The organism is Streptomyces pluripotens (assembly GCF_000802245.2).
Classification (GTDB): domain Bacteria; phylum Actinomycetota; class Actinomycetes; order Streptomycetales; family Streptomycetaceae; genus Streptomyces; species Streptomyces pluripotens.
Map to the genome: position 1 here is coordinate 6,671,556 of NZ_CP021080.1, position 15,782 is coordinate 6,687,337.

Annotated in this window: 12 protein-coding genes and 1 pseudogene; 4 read left to right on the forward strand and 9 right to left on the reverse strand. The window is 70.0% G+C overall.

The annotated features are described in order from the left end of the window. Positions 1–10 precede the first annotated feature (10 nt). The 3 genes from LK06_RS29430 (at position 11) to LK06_RS29440 (ending at position 4,120) form a co-directional block, all read left to right on the forward strand. Positions 11–1,501 carry an FAD-dependent oxidoreductase gene (locus LK06_RS29430; protein ID WP_063891022.1) on the forward strand — a complete coding sequence of 497 codons (1,491 nt, stop codon included), beginning with the start codon at positions 11–13 and terminating at the stop codon, positions 1,499–1,501. 31 nt (positions 1,502–1,532) lie between these two features. After that, a complete protein-coding gene (locus LK06_RS29435) occupies positions 1,533–2,777 on the forward strand; it encodes a cytochrome P450 family protein (RefSeq protein ID WP_052270103.1) in 1,245 nt (414 codons plus the stop codon). A gap of 110 nt (positions 2,778–2,887) precedes the next feature. Further along, positions 2,888–4,120, forward strand: a complete 1,233-nt coding sequence (locus LK06_RS29440) for a cytochrome P450 (RefSeq protein WP_052318831.1) — start codon at positions 2,888–2,890, stop codon at positions 4,118–4,120. A 221-nt stretch (positions 4,121–4,341) separates the two neighbouring features. Here LK06_RS29440 and LK06_RS34670 read toward each other — a convergent pair. From LK06_RS34670 to LK06_RS29460, 5 genes and pseudogenes are all read right to left on the reverse strand, one after another. Then, positions 4,342–4,509 (reverse strand): annotated as a pseudogene (locus LK06_RS34670) (IMP dehydrogenase); the annotation flags it as partial. Between the two features lie 28 nt (positions 4,510–4,537). Next, on the reverse strand, positions 4,538–4,951 hold the full coding sequence (locus LK06_RS29445) for a (R)-mandelonitrile lyase (RefSeq protein ID WP_043432158.1): 414 nt from the start codon (positions 4,949–4,951) through the stop codon (positions 4,538–4,540). A gap of 224 nt (positions 4,952–5,175) precedes the next feature. After that, positions 5,176–6,255, reverse strand: a complete 1,080-nt coding sequence (locus LK06_RS29450; protein WP_043432156.1) for a polyprenyl synthetase family protein — start codon at positions 6,253–6,255, stop codon at positions 5,176–5,178. Then, positions 6,252–7,391 carry a flavodoxin-dependent (E)-4-hydroxy-3-methylbut-2-enyl-diphosphate synthase gene (gene ispG, locus LK06_RS29455; RefSeq protein WP_039654846.1) on the reverse strand — a complete coding sequence of 380 codons (1,140 nt, stop codon included), beginning with the start codon at positions 7,389–7,391 and terminating at the stop codon, positions 6,252–6,254. The genes LK06_RS29450 and ispG overlap by 4 nt, the downstream gene beginning before the upstream one ends. Continuing rightward, positions 7,391–9,247 carry a 1-deoxy-D-xylulose-5-phosphate synthase gene (locus LK06_RS29460; protein WP_374208180.1) on the reverse strand — a complete coding sequence of 619 codons (1,857 nt, stop codon included), beginning with the start codon at positions 9,245–9,247 and terminating at the stop codon, positions 7,391–7,393. Before LK06_RS29460 ends, ispG begins: the two co-directional genes overlap by 1 nt. Before the next feature lie 913 nt (positions 9,248–10,160). Between LK06_RS29460 and LK06_RS29465 the strand changes: the two genes are divergently transcribed. Further along, the gene (locus LK06_RS29465) at positions 10,161–12,071 is read left to right on the forward strand and encodes a hypothetical protein (protein ID WP_039654847.1); all 1,911 of its coding nucleotides are present in this window, start codon (positions 10,161–10,163) and stop codon (positions 12,069–12,071) included. 15 nt (positions 12,072–12,086) lie between these two features. Here the strand turns inward: LK06_RS29465 and LK06_RS29470 are convergent, their stop codons facing one another. The 4 genes from LK06_RS29470 to efeB all read right to left on the reverse strand — a co-directional run bounded on the left by LK06_RS29470 (position 12,087) and on the right by efeB (position 15,704). Continuing rightward, the gene (locus LK06_RS29470) at positions 12,087–13,070 is read right to left on the reverse strand and encodes a TIGR01777 family oxidoreductase (RefSeq protein WP_039654848.1); all 984 of its coding nucleotides are present in this window, start codon (positions 13,068–13,070) and stop codon (positions 12,087–12,089) included. 91 nt (positions 13,071–13,161) lie between these two features. Continuing rightward, complete coding sequence (locus tag LK06_RS35385) at positions 13,162–13,404, reverse strand: hypothetical protein (RefSeq protein ID WP_159025170.1); 243 nt, start codon at positions 13,402–13,404, stop codon at positions 13,162–13,164. Then, positions 13,388–14,350 (reverse strand): cytochrome c oxidase assembly protein, encoded by a 963-nt coding sequence (locus LK06_RS29480; protein ID WP_039654858.1) that lies wholly within the window; start codon positions 14,348–14,350, stop codon positions 13,388–13,390. Before LK06_RS29480 ends, LK06_RS35385 begins: the two co-directional genes overlap by 17 nt. Before the next feature lie 34 nt (positions 14,351–14,384). Next, complete coding sequence (efeB, locus tag LK06_RS29485; protein WP_078858699.1) at positions 14,385–15,704, reverse strand: iron uptake transporter deferrochelatase/peroxidase subunit; 1,320 nt, start codon at positions 15,702–15,704, stop codon at positions 14,385–14,387. Positions 15,705–15,782 lie beyond the last annotated feature (78 nt).

Consider the following 15,782-nt stretch of genomic DNA (forward strand, 5'->3'; position numbering starts at 1 on the left):
TGGAGAAGCGATGACGCAACGCACTACCGTTCTGGTCGTCGGTGCGGGCCCGTGCGGCCTGGCCATGGCCGCGCAGCTGAGCCGGCTCGGTGTCGAGGCCACGGTGGTCGACGCGGAGGACCACGCGCACACCGGCTCCCGGGCGATCCTGCTGTGGCCCCCGGTGCGGGAAGTGCTCGCCGAACTCGGCCTCGCCGAGCGCGCCGCCCAGGACGGTGTCCAGCCCGTCGCACTCCACTACCACCTGGGCTCCGGCGGCAGCGTGCGGGTGCCGCTCGCCGAGGCCAACGCCCCGCTGGTGCTGCCCCAGGAGCGCACCGGGCGGCTGCTGGCTGAGGCGCTGGCCGACCGCGGCGTCGGCGTCCAGTGGGGCACCAGGGTGACCAAGGTCGTCCAGGACGAGCACACGGTGACCGTCACCGCAACCCGCACGGACGGCAGCACCACCGAGATCGAGGCCGACTGGGTGGTGGGCGCGGACGGGCTGCGCAGCCAGGTGCGCTCCCAGTTGGGCATCGACTTCTGCGGGGCCCGGTTCCCGGCCACCTTCCTGCTCGCCGAGGGCCGCATCGCCGGGGAGATCAGCGCCGACGAGGTCCATTACTTCCTCGCCGACACCGGCGTCGCGCTGATCGCCCCGTTGCCCGGCGGCGAATTCCGTATCTCCGGCGCCGTCCCGGCGGGCACCGAGGCCACGGCGGAGCACGCCCAGATGCTGTTGGACGAACGCGGACCCGGCGGGCTCCGTTTCACCGAGGTGCGCACCGTGACGCTGTTCTCCAGCGACGAGCGAGTGGCGGGTGCGCTCCGATCCGGGCGCTGCTTCCTCGTCGGCGACGCCGCGCACGTGCACAGCCCGATCGGCGGCCAGGGCCTCAGCCTGGGTATCCCGGACACCCGCAACCTGGCCTGGAAACTCGCCGGCGTGGTGCACGGCCGGCTCCACGACTCGGTCCTGGACAGCTACGACCCGGAGCGACGCGCTGCGATCGCACAGACCCTCCAGGCCACCGGCCGGATGGCCAGGCAGGCCGTGGCCGGTCCGGTGGCCCGCCACGCCCGGGACCTCGTCTGGCGGTTGCTGGGAGCCTCCGGTGGGCTGGCCCGCGGCTACGCGCCGATGCTGGCCGGCTGGCGCAGCCGCTACCCGGACGTGCTGTTCGGCGGCCCCGCCGGCGACACCCACCGCTCCCGGCCGCGACCCGGAACCCGGGATCCCAGTTGGCTCCCCAAACCGTCCGACGGACTGGCCGGCCGGTTCCAGCTGATCACCTACGGCGGTACCGCAAGCCAACTCGCCGCGGCAGCATCCGAGTTGGCCGACCAATGGCCAGACCTGGTAGCGCATTTCCCGCTGGACGGCCGGACACAGCGGTTCGTGCTGCTCCGCCCGGACGGCTACGTGGCCGCTTCCGGTGACACCGACCGGTTCACCGGTGTGGCCGCGAAGTTCGCCGCGCTGGTCCCCACCACGCCATCTCCCACGGCAACCGCCCGGTGATGGCCGAGCACCAACCACGAGAGGACACGACATGCCGAACCCCGACGGTGATGTGGCCACCGGCTGTCCCGCGCACGCCGGCCCCGGGGCGGGGCCCCGCCCGTGGACGCCCGGACTGCCCGAACCCCGCCCGGTAGAACAACTGCTGCTGCCCGACGGCAATCCGGTATGGATGATCACCCGGTACGAGGACGCGCTCGCCGCGCTGAACAACCGTAAGCTGAGCAAGAACCTCGACAACGCGCTGCCCGAACTGTGGCCCTCGCTGGGTTACGACGGCCGCAAGTCCATCCTCAACCAGCACATGAACCTCGCCGACCCGCCCGAGCACACCCGGCTGCGCGGGCTGGTGTCCAAGGCGTTCACCCCGCGCCGCGTGGCCGACCTCGGCGAGCGCATTCAGCAGATCACCGACGAACTGCTCGACGCGGTCGCCGGGGCGGGCACGGCCGATCTGAAGGACGAGTTCATCTCACCCCTGATATCGACGGTGCTCTACGAGATGCTCGGCGTGCCGCTGGCCGACCGCGACGAATTCGAGCGAAACACCTACATCTTCGTCGGCCTGGGCAACTCCACCAGCCCGCAGGAGGTCGTCGCCTCGGTCGGCTGGTTCGAGGAGTACCTCACCGACCTGACCGCGCAGCGCCGTGCCGACCCCGGCCCGGACCTCATCTCCGGTCTGGTACAGGCCAACGAGGACGGCGATGCCCTCGCCGACCTGGAGATCCGCTCCACGGTCATGCTGCTGCTGCTCGCCGGCGCGGAGACCACCATCAACCTGCTGTCCAACGGCATCCTCGCGCTCTTGCGCAACCCCGAGCAGCTGGCCGAGCTCAAGAACCGTCCCGAGACGCTCGGCCCGGCCATCGAGGAACTCCTCCGGCTGACCAGCCCGGTGTTCACCGCGGTGTACCGCTTCGCCACGCAGGACATGATGCTGGGCGGCGCGCGGGTCAAGGCGGGCGAGCACGTGATGATCTCGTTGGCCGCGGCCAACCACGACGCCGGCCAGTTCAGCGACCCGGAGACGCTGGACATCCGCCGTGACGCCTCCAGGCACCTGGCGCTGGGCCACGGCCCGCACTTCTGCATCGGCGCCCCGCTCGCCCGGCTCAAGGCCCGCATCGCGCTACGCACCCTGTTCGACCGATTCGACGACCTTCAACTGGCGGTTTCTCAGGAGAAGCTGACCTGGACACCCAGCCTGGTGGCCAACAGCCTGGACCACCTGCCGGTGACCTTCACCCCGGTCACCCCGGCCGCCGAGGGCTGACACCCGGGCAGCCGCCCCGAACCCCCGGCGCACGCACAGTCCACCCCGAACCGAGACAAGAACCTGCCGCGCGGCGACCGGCGTCCCGCGCGGGGTTGGGAACGGTAGTCATGACCGAAGCTCCGATGCTCGACCCGGGCCTCATCGCCCAGCTGTTGCCCTTCGACCCATTCGACCCGGCCTTCCTGGCCGACCCCTACCCGAGCTACGCACAGGTCCGCGAGAAGGGCCCGGTGACCCGGACCCCGCTGGGGCTGTGGGCGGTGACCGGGCACGAGGCCTGTTCGGCCGTGCTGCGCGATCAGCGATTCGGATGGGGCGACGGCGCCGCCGTCGCCGACCACTTCCGCCACGGGGCCGACGGCTCGGTGGTGCGGCCGTTCATCTTCGCCGACCCGCCCGAGCACACCCGGATCCGTGCCCTGGTCAGCAAGGCGTTCGCCGCACGCCAGGTGGACCGGATGCGCGCCACTGCCGAGCGGGTCGTGCACGAGCTGATCGAGACCGCCCGCGCCGAGGCGGGCGACGGCCCCATCGACCTGATGCGCGCGGTGGCGCACCCGCTGCCCGGCCGGATGCAGAACGCGCTGCTGGACGTCCCGGCCGAGCACGCCGCCCGGTTTGACGAGTTGTCCGGCGACATCGCCCGTGGTCTGGACCCCAGCTTCCTGCTCGCTCCCGAGGAGATCGCCAAGCGGGACAGCGCCCGCGCCGAGCTGTACCACTACATCGGTGAGCTGGCCGAGCGGCGTCGAGCTGACCCGGGCACCGACCTGATCAGCGAGTTGGTCTCGGTCGAGGAGGGCGGGGACAAGCTGACCCCGCACGAACTGGAGGTCACCTGCACGCTGCTGCTCTCGGCCGGGTACGCCACCACGGTCAACCTGATCGGTAACGGCATGTTGGCGCTCCTGGGCCGCCCCGAACAGCGGGACTGGCTGCGTGCCGACCCGGATCGGGTGCCCGCCGCGGTCGAAGAGATGCTGCGCTTCGACCCGCCGGTGCAGATGATCTCCCGGGTCGCGGTGGCCGAGGCCGAGATCGCCGGGCACACCGTCCAGCCGGGGGAACAGGTCATGCTGATGATCGGCGCGGCCAGCCACGACCCGGCGGTCTACGACGACCCCGACGCGCTCAAGCTGGACCGGCCGGCCGGCCGCAACCTGGGCTTCGGCCTGGGCATCCACTTCTGTGTCGGCGCGCCGCTGGCCAGGCTCACCGCACAGGCCGCAGTGTCCGCCCTGACCGCGCTGGACCTGGAACTGCTGACCGAGACGCCGGCCCGGGTACCCAACATCATCATGCGTGGCCTGGCCGAACTGCCCGTCCGGATCTCCGGCTGAAGCACCCCACGCCGGGCAGATTTTGCTGTCGGCTGGGGAAATCCGCGCCAGCACGCGCGCCCGCCCCACGATATCGGTGGGCCCGTGAGGGTCGACGACACGAGGGCTTGGTCCCCGCGGTGTACGGCACCGCGGGAGCCACGCCCGTACGAACCCGCCGCACGGCCGTCACCGACGGTGCGACGGCCCCTGACGAGCCAATCGGCCTCAGGGGCCTGGAACGGTCTGGGGCGGCCGGGGGCCGGCATGGTGCGGTAGGGGTGGAGGTCGCTGCCGCGGACGCTGGTGCGGACGACGCGCACGACGGCGTCGGTGGGCTGCTCCAGGACCGGATCGGGTGCGTGCTCGACGCGTACGTCGCCGGCGCCGTACAGGAAGGTTGCTCGCATGGGGGGCTGCCTCTCGGACGGACCGGTCTCAGGCGCGAGTGCGCGGACCGGCTGCGTACTGTTCGTCCGTGACGTGTTCGGCCCACGACGTCTCGGGGGCGCCGTCGTCGGAGCCCTCCCACAGCGCCAGATGTTCCATGAAGTGGTCGGGAGCGGCACCGTGCCAGTGCTCCTCGCCCGGCGGGCAGGAAACGGTCTGGCCGGGGTGAGCCTCGAAGACGGTGCCGTCGCGCGTACCGACCAGGGCCACTCCGGAGACCACGTGCAGGGTCTGGCCGAGGGCGTGGTGGTGCCAGGCGGTGCGGGCGCCGGGCGTGAAGCGGACGAGGACCGCACGCATCCGCGACGGCGCGTCACCGGGATGGATCACGTCCCACCACACGTCGCCGGTGAACCACTCGGCCGGGGCCTTGCTGGTGGACTGTCTGCTGAGGAATTCCATGGATGCACGCTCACACCTCTCCTCTACACACGCAAAGAGGAGAATCCTCGGCTGCACCCGTGTGCGCGGAGGCCGCCGTCGCACCGGTCCCCGGGCGCCCCGCACGGAGCTCACTGCTCCAGGTCCCCTTTCCACCGCTTCGATCCCGCGCCACCGCTCGATCGCGCGGGCCGTGCCGGCGCAGTGGCCGCAGGGTGTGGTGAGCAGGACACGACGGCAGTGGGTCATGCGGTCCTTGTGGTGGCCGCGTGGGCGATCTGTCGGAGGGCGGCGGTGGCGGTGGCGGGGAAGGGGGCGCGGTCGAGTGCGGTGAGGGCTTGTTGGTACCGGGTGTGGATCATGTGCTCGGTATCGGCGTGGGCGCCGGTGGAGTCGAGGATGGCGCGAATGCGAGCGGCGCCGTTCTCGTCCAGGTCTGGGGAGCCGAGCAGGGTGCGCAGGATGGTGTCCTGATGGGGGTTGGCGCGAGTGAGGGCGAGGGCGATCAGCACGGTGTGTTTGCCGTCGCGCAGGTCGTCCAGGACGGGCTTGCCGGTCTGTTCGGGGGTGCCGAACACCCCCAGGAGGTCGTCGCGGAGCTGGAACGCCTCGCCCAGGGGGAGAGCGAAGGCGGTGCAGGCGTCAAGGACCGCGGGGCCGGCTCCGGCGAGGGCTGCGCCGATGTGCAGGGGGCGTTCGATGGTGTACTTGGCGGTCTTGTAGCGGATGACCTGCAATGGGGTTTCGATGTCGCCGGTGAGTTGGCCGGTGTTCAGCAGGTCGAGGTACTGGCCGTACATCACCTCGGTACGCATCGCATCGACGTACGGTCGGACCGCGGGCAGTTGCTCGGGGGACAGATGGGTGGACAGGAGCTCGTCGGACCAGACCAGCGCCAGGTCACCGACCAGGACGGCCGCGCTCGCGCCGAGCCGCTCGGCGGCGGTCTGGCTGCGGTGCGCGCCGTGGTGGGTGGCGAGGGCGCGGTGGACGGTGGGCCGGCCGCGGCGGGTGGCGGAGCGGTCCATGACGTCGTCGTGTATGAGGGCGAAGGCGTGGAACATCTCCATCGCGGCCGCGACCGACACAAGCCTGGTGGTCTCGCCACCGCCCGCGCCCGCGCTCCAGCCGCACGCGCACAGCAGGGGACGCAGGCGTTTGCCGCCGCGGAACAGGAAGTCGCGCAGGATGTCGATGATCTCGGGAGGCAGCTCGTCAGCGGCCGCCGTGTGGGCCTTGCGATCCAGGAAGCGGTCGAGGCAGGCGTCGACGGCCTGGCGGAAGCCGGTGAGGTCCGGTTCCGGCGCGGCCGGGGTGTGCGTCATGGCCCCGCCTGCTCCGTTGGCGTGGGGTCCTCTTGGGCCAAGCGGAGTGCCTCTTCGAGCAGCCGGTTGACGATCTGGGCCTCGGGGACGGTGGCGATGACCTTGCCCTTGACGAAGATCTGTCCCTTGCCGTTGCCGGAGGAGACACCGAGGTCGGCGGCGCGGGCTTCACCGGGCCCGTTGACGACGCAGCCCATGACGGCGATGCGCAGCGGGTGGGGGAAGCCGCCGAAGGCCGCTTCGACCCGGGTTGCCAGTTTGTGGATGTCGACCTGGAGGCGGCCGCAGCCGGGGCAGGAGACGATTTCCAGCTTGCGGGGCCGCAGCCCCAGGCAGGCCAGGATGTGGCAGCCCGCTTTGACCTGCTCTAAGGGGGGCGCGGACAGGGAGACGCGGATGGTGTCGCCGATGCCTTCCGAGAGCAGGATGCCGAAGGCGACGGCGGACTTGACAGAGCCCTGAAGGGTGGGACCAGCCTCGGTGACGCCCAGGTGGAGGGGGTAGACGCAGCGGCTGGCCAGCAGCCGGTTGGCGGCCACCACGACCAGGGGGTCGTGGTGCTTGACCGCGATCTTGATATCGGAAAAGCCGTGTTCCTCGAACAGTGAGGCTTCCCACAGCGCGGATTCGACCAGGGCCTCGGCGGTGGCCGCGCCGTGCCGGGCGAGCAGTCGGGGATCGAGGGAGCCGGCGTTCACCCCGATCCGCAGTGGCACCCGCGCGTCGGCTGCCGCTTTGGCGATGTCCTCCACCCTGTCGTCGAACTTCCTGATGTTGCCGGGGTTGACGCGGACCGCGGCGCAGCCGGCGTCGATCGCCTGGAAGACGTAGCGGGGCTGGAAGTGGATGTCGGCGATGACCGGGATCGGCGAGCGGGCGGTGATGGCAGGTAGTGCGGCGGCATCGTCAGCAGTGGGTACCGCGACGCGGATGATGTCGCAGCCGGCTGCGGTGACCTCGGCGATCTGCTGGAGGGTGGCGTCCACGTCGGCGGTGTTGGTGGTGGTCATAGTCTGCACGCTCACCGGTGCGTCCCCGCCCACCAGGACGTTCCCGATGCGCAGCTGGCGGGAGCGGCGGCGTGGTTCTGGCGGCGGGGGCGGCATGGCGGGCGGTTGCGGGTCGATGGTGGCCATCAAAGGCTCCCTGTGTCGGGGGTGGAGCTGGAGCATGGTGGGCGTGCGGACGCGGCGGCGAGGGCTCGGCGGGCGGAGCGGGCGATGCCGTCGGCGTCCAGGCCGGCCCGGGTCAGCAGGGCGCTGCGGGGTCCGTGGGGGAGGAACGTGTGGGGCAGTCCGAGGCTGGTCACTGGGGTGGCCACTCCGGCCTCCTGGCAGGCCTGGGCCAGAGCCGTGCCGAAGCCGCTGGTGCGGATGTTGTCCTCGATGCTGACGGCGACACGGTGACGGGCGACCAGCGTGGGCAGCGTGTGGCGGACGGGCAGGATCCAGCCAGGGTCGGCCACCGTTACCCCCAGCCCCTGCCCTTCCAGCACGGCGACGGCCTCGAGGGCCGCGGTGGCGAGCGGACCCGCGGGGACGAGTAGGACGTCCAGGGGGCGCCGCGGGCTGCGGTGCAGGATGTCCAGGCCGTCCACCTGCGCCACCGCATCGACGGCCGCTCCGGTCGCCGACTTGGGGATGCGCAATACCGTGGGGCCGTTGCGCACCGCGACGGCTTCGCGCAGCAGGGACCTGAGCCGGTAGGCGTCGCGAGGGGCCGCGATCCGGAGGCCTGGCACCGTGGCCAGGACGCCCAGATCCCACATGCCGTGGTGGCTGGGTCCGTCCGGCCCCGTGATACCGGCCCGGTCCAGGACGAAGGTGACGGGCAGCCGGTGCAGGCCGACGTCCATCAGGACCTGGTCGAACGCCCGGTTCACGAACGTCGCGTAGAGCGCGACCACCGGGTGCAGGCCGCCCATGGCCAGTCCCGCGGCACTGGTCACCGCGTGCTGTTCGGCGATCCCGACGTCGAAGACCCGCCGGGGATACCGCTGTGCCATGGCCCACAGCCCGGTCGGGCGCAGCATCGCCGCGGTGACGGCGACCAGGTCCTCACGTTCGGCCGCCAGTTCCACCAGGACCTGTTCGAACGCGTCGGTCCAGGACAGCGCCACGGCGGTATCGGGTCGGCCGGTTGTGGCGTTCACGGGGCCCACCGCGTGCAGGCAGTCCGCCTCGTCCTGCTCGGCCGGGCGGTAGCCCTTGCCCTTGACCGTGACCACGTGCACCACCACCGGCCGTTCCAGGGACCGGGCCCGGCGCAGCGCGCCCTCCAGGGCGGCTGTGTCGTGTCCGTTGAGGGGGCCGAGGTAGGCGAAGCCGAGGTCCGTGAACAGGTTCCGGCCGGTGTTCGTCCCGCCGTCGTTCCGGGGGAGCGTGGCCAGGGAGGTAGCCAGTGCTCCGGTGGTGGGGGCGTAGGAGCGGCCGTTGTCGTTGAGGACCACGATCACCGGACGGCCAGGCGCACCGCCGATGTTGTTCAGCGCCTCCCACGCCATTCCTCCGGTCATCGCCCCGTCCCCGATGACAGCCACCACCCGCCGGTCCGTGTGGCCGGTCAGCTCGTGTGCCTTGGCTAGGCCGTCCGCGTAGGACAGTGCAGTGGAGGCATGGGAGTTCTCCACCAGGTCGTGCACCGACTCGTCACGGGACGGATAGCCGGACAGTCCGCCCTCCTGCCGCAGCGATCCGAAGTCGGCTGCCCGCCCCGTCAGCAGTTTGTGGACGTACGACTGGTGCCCGATATCGAAGACGAGACTGTCACGCGGTGAGTCGAAGACCCGGTGCAGTGCGAGGGTGAGTTCCACCACTCCCAGATTCGGTCCCAGATGGCCTCCGGTGGCACAGACCCTGTCGACCAGGAACGCGCGGATCTCGTCAGCGAGTTCCTTGAGCTCCCCGTACGACAGGGAACGCAACGCCTCGGGGCAGCCGTGCGCAGCCAGCAGCGGGAAGTGCTCGTGCCGGTCGATGTGGGCGCCCGTCACCGTGTCCGCCCCAACCGAGCCGGGGCGAAGGACAGGGCTGGGGTGACGGAGGAATTCCCGACGATGGACAGCAAGCAGGATTCCGTAGCAAAAGTGATGACACGCGGCGCGGCCATGGGCCGACCCACCCCCCTATTCCAGGGAAGACATCGGTCGTATTTCGAGGTGGAGGTGCCCGTCCGGCACGAGCCGGCAAACAGATGAGGTGAGTTCAAGAGGGGTATCCAGTGCATACGGAGTGAATTCCGTGAAGCGCACATGCCCTTGGCCTAGTGCGTGCGCTCCAGGGACCCGGTGTGCTCCCGCGCGCCCCAGGGCATCACGGCCACGGAGAACATCCGCACCGTCATGGGCACCCCCAGGTGGCATTGAGGTGAAGTTCAGGTGGTGCATCCGAGGGTGATCACGGACTTTCCTGGGAGGTCAGAGGGCCCTTGCCGTCGCGGACAGACGGTGAAGCCTGACGGTGGCGCACACAGTGGCCACAGCGCTGCCTGGGCCTCCCACGGTCCCGGATTCGCTTCGCCTGGGCGATGTTTGCGAAAGGAGTCATCTCCTGGGGTGCGCTCCCTTCACATGCGCCGTTGCGCCCTCACCTGCGCGCTGGTGTATGCATGGAGGACGCAGTCTTCTGGCTCGTGGCTTTCGGGCCGCTGTGGTCAGTCGCTTGTTACGCACAGGCGGGAAATGCGGCGCTCCAATGCACTCCAACGTAACGTCCAGATGATGCTGATCGCGGTTGCCCCAACCCGGCAATCTGCCTCAGTTCACCGTCAATTCACTGGACTTCCAAGCGTTCTGGGGGTTCAGGATGAGCAGGCCTCCACAATGTCAGACACTGCCGCACCGCCCATCGCCAACAGGTGAGTACAGGCTCATTCGATCAGACTCCCGGCAAGGTGGAGAAGCTGCTATGGAAGACGAACCGAACACGGCTCAACCCCGGCGGGTTCCACTGGACGACCCCAACATCATGGACAAGGGGTTGAACTCCCAGGTCATCCCGTTTCCGGAGGTATCCAGTCGGCCGCCGGTCTCGTACGCGATCAACGAACCCGATCACCAGCACTACCGAATGTCCTGCTACGCGGTCGCGGAAACCCTGGTGCCCGGCCGCGAGTACACCATCTCCCCTCCGCGGGGCGGCACCCTGTTCCACAGCATGGCTGACGGCTGCCAGGGCGGCTGCGACGGTGCTCCGTGGTATCTGGGCTTCGATCCTGGTTTCGCGGCGCTCGCCGGCGTGCGGATTCTGGAGCCGGACTCGTGCGCGCCCGCCTTGGCGCCTGACACCCAGCAGGACCTGATCCGCGAAGCCCTGGTCGCCTCCGCGGGGTCTCGCTGTGCCCAGACCCTGCACTTCACCACCGCAAGCCTCGCCGCCCGTCAGGAACCCCCCGGATGCCGGACGGTCATGGCGCTGATGAGCAACTGGACGGCCTGGGTGTCGTGCTCGATCTACGACGCGCTGGTCGACTGGTCGGCGGACGAGGGGCCCGCGACCGTGGCCGCCGACACCCTGGGCACCAGCAAAATCCGTTTCGTGGACGCTGATTTGCGGCACACTGGCCGCCCGCACCCGTCCGACTTCCTGCACAAGGGCACCGGCTGGGAAGACGAGGATGACGCAGCCTGGGTCGAAGCTTGCCGCAGGTACGGTATGCGCGGCATCTACCAACGGCCGACCGTAGGTCTCGGTGTTCTCGCCGTAGACGCCGGCGTGTACGGCCGTACCCCGATGGCCTGGTCAACGATGCTTCTGGACAGTCAGTTCTACTACGACTACAACTTCCTCGCCGAGAACTCGCCCAGCCTGGGCTGGTGGCGCCACGTCCAAAGCTACGCACGAAAGGCCGTCGCCGCTTCCGACACCTACCTCGGCGCCTTCGCGGCGGGATGCAGCTTCAGCTACGGCGCCCTCTACGTCAAACAACGCCGTGAACAGGAAGCCCGTCGCCACACCCTGGTGCGCCGGGGCGGAGTCGTATGGGAGGACCCACAACTGTGGTCCTCCTACCTGGTCGTCGACTCCGGGGCCGAACAGTGGGCGGTCGGCACCGGTGGCTGTACTGACGACCTGATGAGCCCGGGCGTCGCCCGCGTGGTCAACGATGTCATCGACCTCGGCTACGACTGGGCCTCCGGCGACATGTGCAACAGCATCTTGACCCTGACGGGCGGAAAGACCGGTCGTGAGGATCTGACCCTCGCTTACCGCAAACTCGCCAGTGTCCTCAACCGCACGGGAACCCTCCGAAGTGACACCATGGGCGGGATCGCGATTGCGTCCACCTACGCCTGGCAGATTGCCGACACCCGGCACCGGGGCATTTCCTGCGCACTGGTCAGCGACGACCCCGGGATCGGTCCCACTACCACCATGGCCTCCTGGCACCAGGCGGTGCTCCTCGGTGACATCGGCCATGAGACCACCAGCCACGACCTGGTGCCCGGCACCCTGCACAACCACACGGTCACCCTCACCCAGAGGACGTGGGACGCCATCGGCAAGCACCCCGCCGTCGGCACCCTCCTCTACTACGGTCACTGCTGGCCGCTCCAACAGCGCGCCCAGCGAAGAGTCCCCAGCACCCAGGAGGTCTACGCGGTGGAGCAGAGACTCCGGGTAGCCCTGCTCGAAGCCGTGATGGAACTTGACCGCGCGGACTACGTCGAAGCCATCTGGTGCTGGACCCTCGAAAGCTTCTGTGCCACCGACCTGATGTGGCACGCCATGATCGGCAGCACCGCCGTCGCCGCCGACCGTCACATCGGATCCGACCGGCTCAGCGACGACCACACGATGCAGCAGTGGACCGGCTGAACCCTGAACCGGTTTCTACGCTGCCTGGCTCGATGCAGGGACCCGCCGCGATGCCGCACGAACCAGCCTGGCTCGGCGTACGAGGGACGTAGCGGCCGTCCCCCATTCGGGATACGCGAAAGTGAACCCGGCCGCGCGCAGCCGGCCCGGTACCACCCGACGGCTCTTGAGCAGCAGCTCCGTGTCCGTGCGCAGTGCGAACGCCCCCAACTCGGCCATCCAGCGTGTCGCTGGCAACCCCACCGGGATGCCCCAGGCCGTGCGCAACGCCCGCATGAGGTCGCGCTGCGGAAGGGGGCCTGGCGAGGCGAGGTTCACTGGCCCTTCGAGATCGTCACGGGCGATCAGGAACTCCACCGCCTGCACGAAGTCCTGGTCGTGGATCCAGGAGACGTACTGTGCGCCGCCGGCCACCGGACCGCCCAGCCCGAGGCGCGCCAGCCGCGACAACACGTCGAACACACCGCCCCGGTCCGGGCTCATGACCATCGCCGAGCGCAGCGCCACCTTGCGGGTCTCGGGAGTCGGTGCCTCGGCCTGCGCCCGCTCCCAGTTCTGCGCGATCTCGACACTGTACGCCCAGTAGTCCGGCACCCCGGGCTCCGAGCCCCCGATCAGCCCGGTCGCCTCATCATGGGCCGCGTCGAAGCGGTGGGCGTAGACCGTCGCCGTACTCATCTGCAGCCAGACGCGCGGCGGCCGTGCCGCGGCGGCGATCGCCTCGCCGACCACCCGTGCCGAATCCACCCGTGAGTCCATCATCGCGCGTAGGTTCTCGGGGGTGTAGCGGCACGAGACGCTGCGCCCGGCCAGGTTGATCACGGCGTCGCAGCCGTCGAGCGCCGCGGCCCAGCGGCCGAGCGTGGCCCCGTCCCATCCGATGTGGTGCGCCCGTACAGGACGCCGGGTCAACACCGTGACCTCGTGCCCGGCCGCCGTCAGTGCACGTTCGAGAATGGTGCCGACCTGTCCCGTTCCCCCGGGCAGTACCACCTTCATCGAGCCCCCTCGGTCTTTGCTTGGCATCAGCGTAGACCATAGTTTTGAACGCGTTCAATTTGAGGGGTGGGTGTGGAGGTCCGCACGTTCCTCAGCGCCGGTGGGCGCGGACGCCCCGGAGTAGGAGGGGTTGCCGGTCCGCGGCGGGAACCCCCGCGCCCCGGACCTTCGGCGCGGAGGGGGCGCCCTGCTCGCGGGCCTGAGCGCGGACTACCGCGTGCGGCTGGAGCGCGGGAACCTCAGCGGCGCCTCCGACCCGGTGTGTGACGTCGGTGGTGTCGGTGCCCGGACGGCGGGCACCGACACCACCGGGAAGTTCACGCCGGGTCGTCACGGGCAGCAAGGCGGGCCAAGTAGGCGTTGTATGCGCTGAGTTCGGCGTCGTGGTCCCGGTCGGCCTGGCGGTCTGCGCGGACTGCGGCGCGGCGATCGCTGGCGGCCCACTGGACGAGCAGGGCGATCAGCACCATCACCGTGGGGATCTCGCTGAAGGCCCAGGCGATGCCGCCTCCCATGTTCTGGTCGGAGAGCGGGACAAGGTGCCAGGCGGCCGGCGGGTGTGCGAAGAAGCCGACGATGAGCGTGCTGGACATCATCACGGCGATGCCGAAGAAGGCGTGGAAGGGCATGCCGATGAACAGCTCCAGCATCCGCAGCACGTGGGAGGGGCGGCGCGGTGCGGGGTCAACGCCCATGATGGGCCAGAAGAACAGCAGGCCGGTCACCAGGAAGTGGGCGAGCATCCACTCGTGGCCCAGCCAGCTGTGCATGAAGAAGTCGAACAGCGGGGTGAAGTAGAGGCCGTAGAGACTGGCGATGAACAACGGCAGGGTGAAGAAGGGCGAGGAGACCACCCGAGCCGGACGGCTGTGCACGAGCCATACGATGACCTCGCGGGGACCGGTACGGCCGCGCCGCGCGACGGGCAGTGCCCGCAGGGCGAGGGTGATGGGCGCGCCGAGCAGCAGGAGGATCGGCGAGAGCATGGACAGCACCATGTGCTGCACCATGTGGACGCTGAACAGTTCCATGCCGTAGCCGCCCACACCGGTGCAGGTGACGGCCGCGATGCTGAGCACGCCCGCGTTCCACAGCAGGGTGCGGTGCAGCGGCCACCGGTCGCCGCGGCGGCGCAGCCGCCACACGGCCAGGCCGTACAGGGCCAGGGCCAGCAGGCAGGCGAGGGGCTCCACCGGCAGGGGCTGCGGGTGGAAGGCCAGCAGCCGGCCCAGGGTCGGCGGCGCCATGGGCATCCACATCGGCCCCGTCATGTGCGTCATCTGCATGTGTTGCATACCGTGCATGCCTGTCATGTCATCCTTCCAGTAGGCGCTGGCCGACGTACTCGCCCGGCGCTGCGCCGCCCGGGACAGCGAAGACGGCGGTGGACTCATGCCGAATGAAGCGGGTGAGGTGGTCGGCGCCGTCGAGTTTGGTCTGCACCTTGATGAACGCCTCCGGGTCGGCCTGCCAGGTGATGAAGAGCAGCCCCGCGTCGGGCGTGCCGTCGGTGCGGTAGCCGTCGTGGTAGGAGAAGCCGCGGCGCAGCATGGCCGCCCCGTCGTTTGACTCGGGGGCGGCGACGCGGATGTGGGCGTCCGCCGGGATGGCCAGGGAACCGTTGCGGGTGAACTTGTTCAGGTCCATCGGAGTGGTTTCGGCTGCGCCTTTGAGGGCGGACAACGGTGCGCCGGTGCCCTTGCGGCGACCGATGACCTCTTCCTGCTCGGTTCGGGTGAGGTCGGCCCAGTGACCGAGCAGCATGCGGATGCGGCGTACGACGGCGTAGGAACCTCCGTTCATCCAGGCCTGATCGGTGTGGCCGCTGTCGGGAACGAAGATCTTCGCAGCGAAGTCCTCGTCGGTGGGCTTGGGGTTACCGGTGCCGTCGATCTGGCCCATCAGGTTGCGGACCGTCTTCGGGTGAGAGGTGGCGCCTCGGGCGCGGTTGAAGCCGCTCATCTGCCAGCGGACCTCCGCCGCCCCCGCCGCCTCCTTCTGCAGGACGTGCAGGGCGTGGAAGGCGACGAGTGGGTCATCGGCGCCGATCTGGATCCACAGGTCGCCGTCGCTGCGTTTCGGGTCGATCGCATCGGACGGGAAGCGGGGGACGGGGACGAGCGCTGCCGGCGTCCGGTGGGTGAGTCCCGTCCTGGTGAAGAAGGTGCGGCCGAAACCGAAGGTCGCCGTCAAGGAGCAGGGCCCTGCATCGAGAGCGATCTGGTCGTCGCAGGCGGGCGCATGTCCCTGTGTCATCGCCTTGGCCGCAGCCGACCAGCGGCGCATCAGCGCGGCGGCCTCCGTGCGGCCGGTACCGCGCGCCAGGTCGAAGGCAGCGAGGTGGCCGATGGCCTGGGCCTGCGGCGGGGCAGTGATGCCGGCCTGGTGCGTTCCGTGGAACGGAACGGCCGTGGCGCCGACCGCGGTCACCGGGACGGCGCGGTCGGCCACCGCGTAGCCGGCTGTGCCACCTGCCACTGCCCCGGACACGAGCCCGGCGACTCCGGCGGTGCCGGCGGAGCTCAGCATCCGCCTGCGGGAGATACCGGCCCTCCGGTCACGGCGGTCGGGGCAGGAGGGGCAGTCGGGCCTTGGGGCCTGGTGGTCGTGATGCCGTGTGGTGTCGTCTGACATGGAGAGCCTTTGCAGCCTTGTGAAGCCTGTGGGGGCTGGAGCGGTGTGGGCGAGGGCCAGGCCGGACGGTCTCGGGCC

Excerpts from the sequence above, each read along its gene's own strand:
- LK06_RS29480 (WP_039654858.1), bottom strand. The coding sequence starts at position 14,350 with ATGACGCACATGACGGGGCCGATGTGGATGCCCATGGCGCCGCCGACC.
- LK06_RS29465 (WP_039654847.1), top strand. The coding sequence starts at position 10,161 with ATGGAAGACGAACCGAACACGGCTCAACCCCGGCGGGTTCCACTGGAC.
- LK06_RS29435 (WP_052270103.1), top strand. The coding sequence starts at position 1,533 with ATGCCGAACCCCGACGGTGATGTGGCCACCGGCTGTCCCGCGCACGCC.
- LK06_RS29445 (WP_043432158.1), bottom strand. The coding sequence starts at position 4,951 with ATGGAATTCCTCAGCAGACAGTCCACCAGCAAGGCCCCGGCCGAGTGG.
- ispG (WP_039654846.1), bottom strand. The coding sequence starts at position 7,391 with ATGGCCACCATCGACCCGCAACCGCCCGCCATGCCGCCCCCGCCGCCA.
- LK06_RS29440 (WP_052318831.1), top strand. The coding sequence starts at position 2,888 with ATGACCGAAGCTCCGATGCTCGACCCGGGCCTCATCGCCCAGCTGTTG.
- LK06_RS29450 (WP_043432156.1), bottom strand. The coding sequence starts at position 6,255 with ATGACGCACACCCCGGCCGCGCCGGAACCGGACCTCACCGGCTTCCGC.
- efeB (WP_078858699.1), bottom strand. The coding sequence starts at position 15,704 with ATGTCAGACGACACCACACGGCATCACGACCACCAGGCCCCAAGGCCC.
- LK06_RS29430 (WP_063891022.1), top strand. The coding sequence starts at position 11 with ATGACGCAACGCACTACCGTTCTGGTCGTCGGTGCGGGCCCGTGCGGC.
- LK06_RS29470 (WP_039654848.1), bottom strand. The coding sequence starts at position 13,070 with ATGAAGGTGGTACTGCCCGGGGGAACGGGACAGGTCGGCACCATTCTC.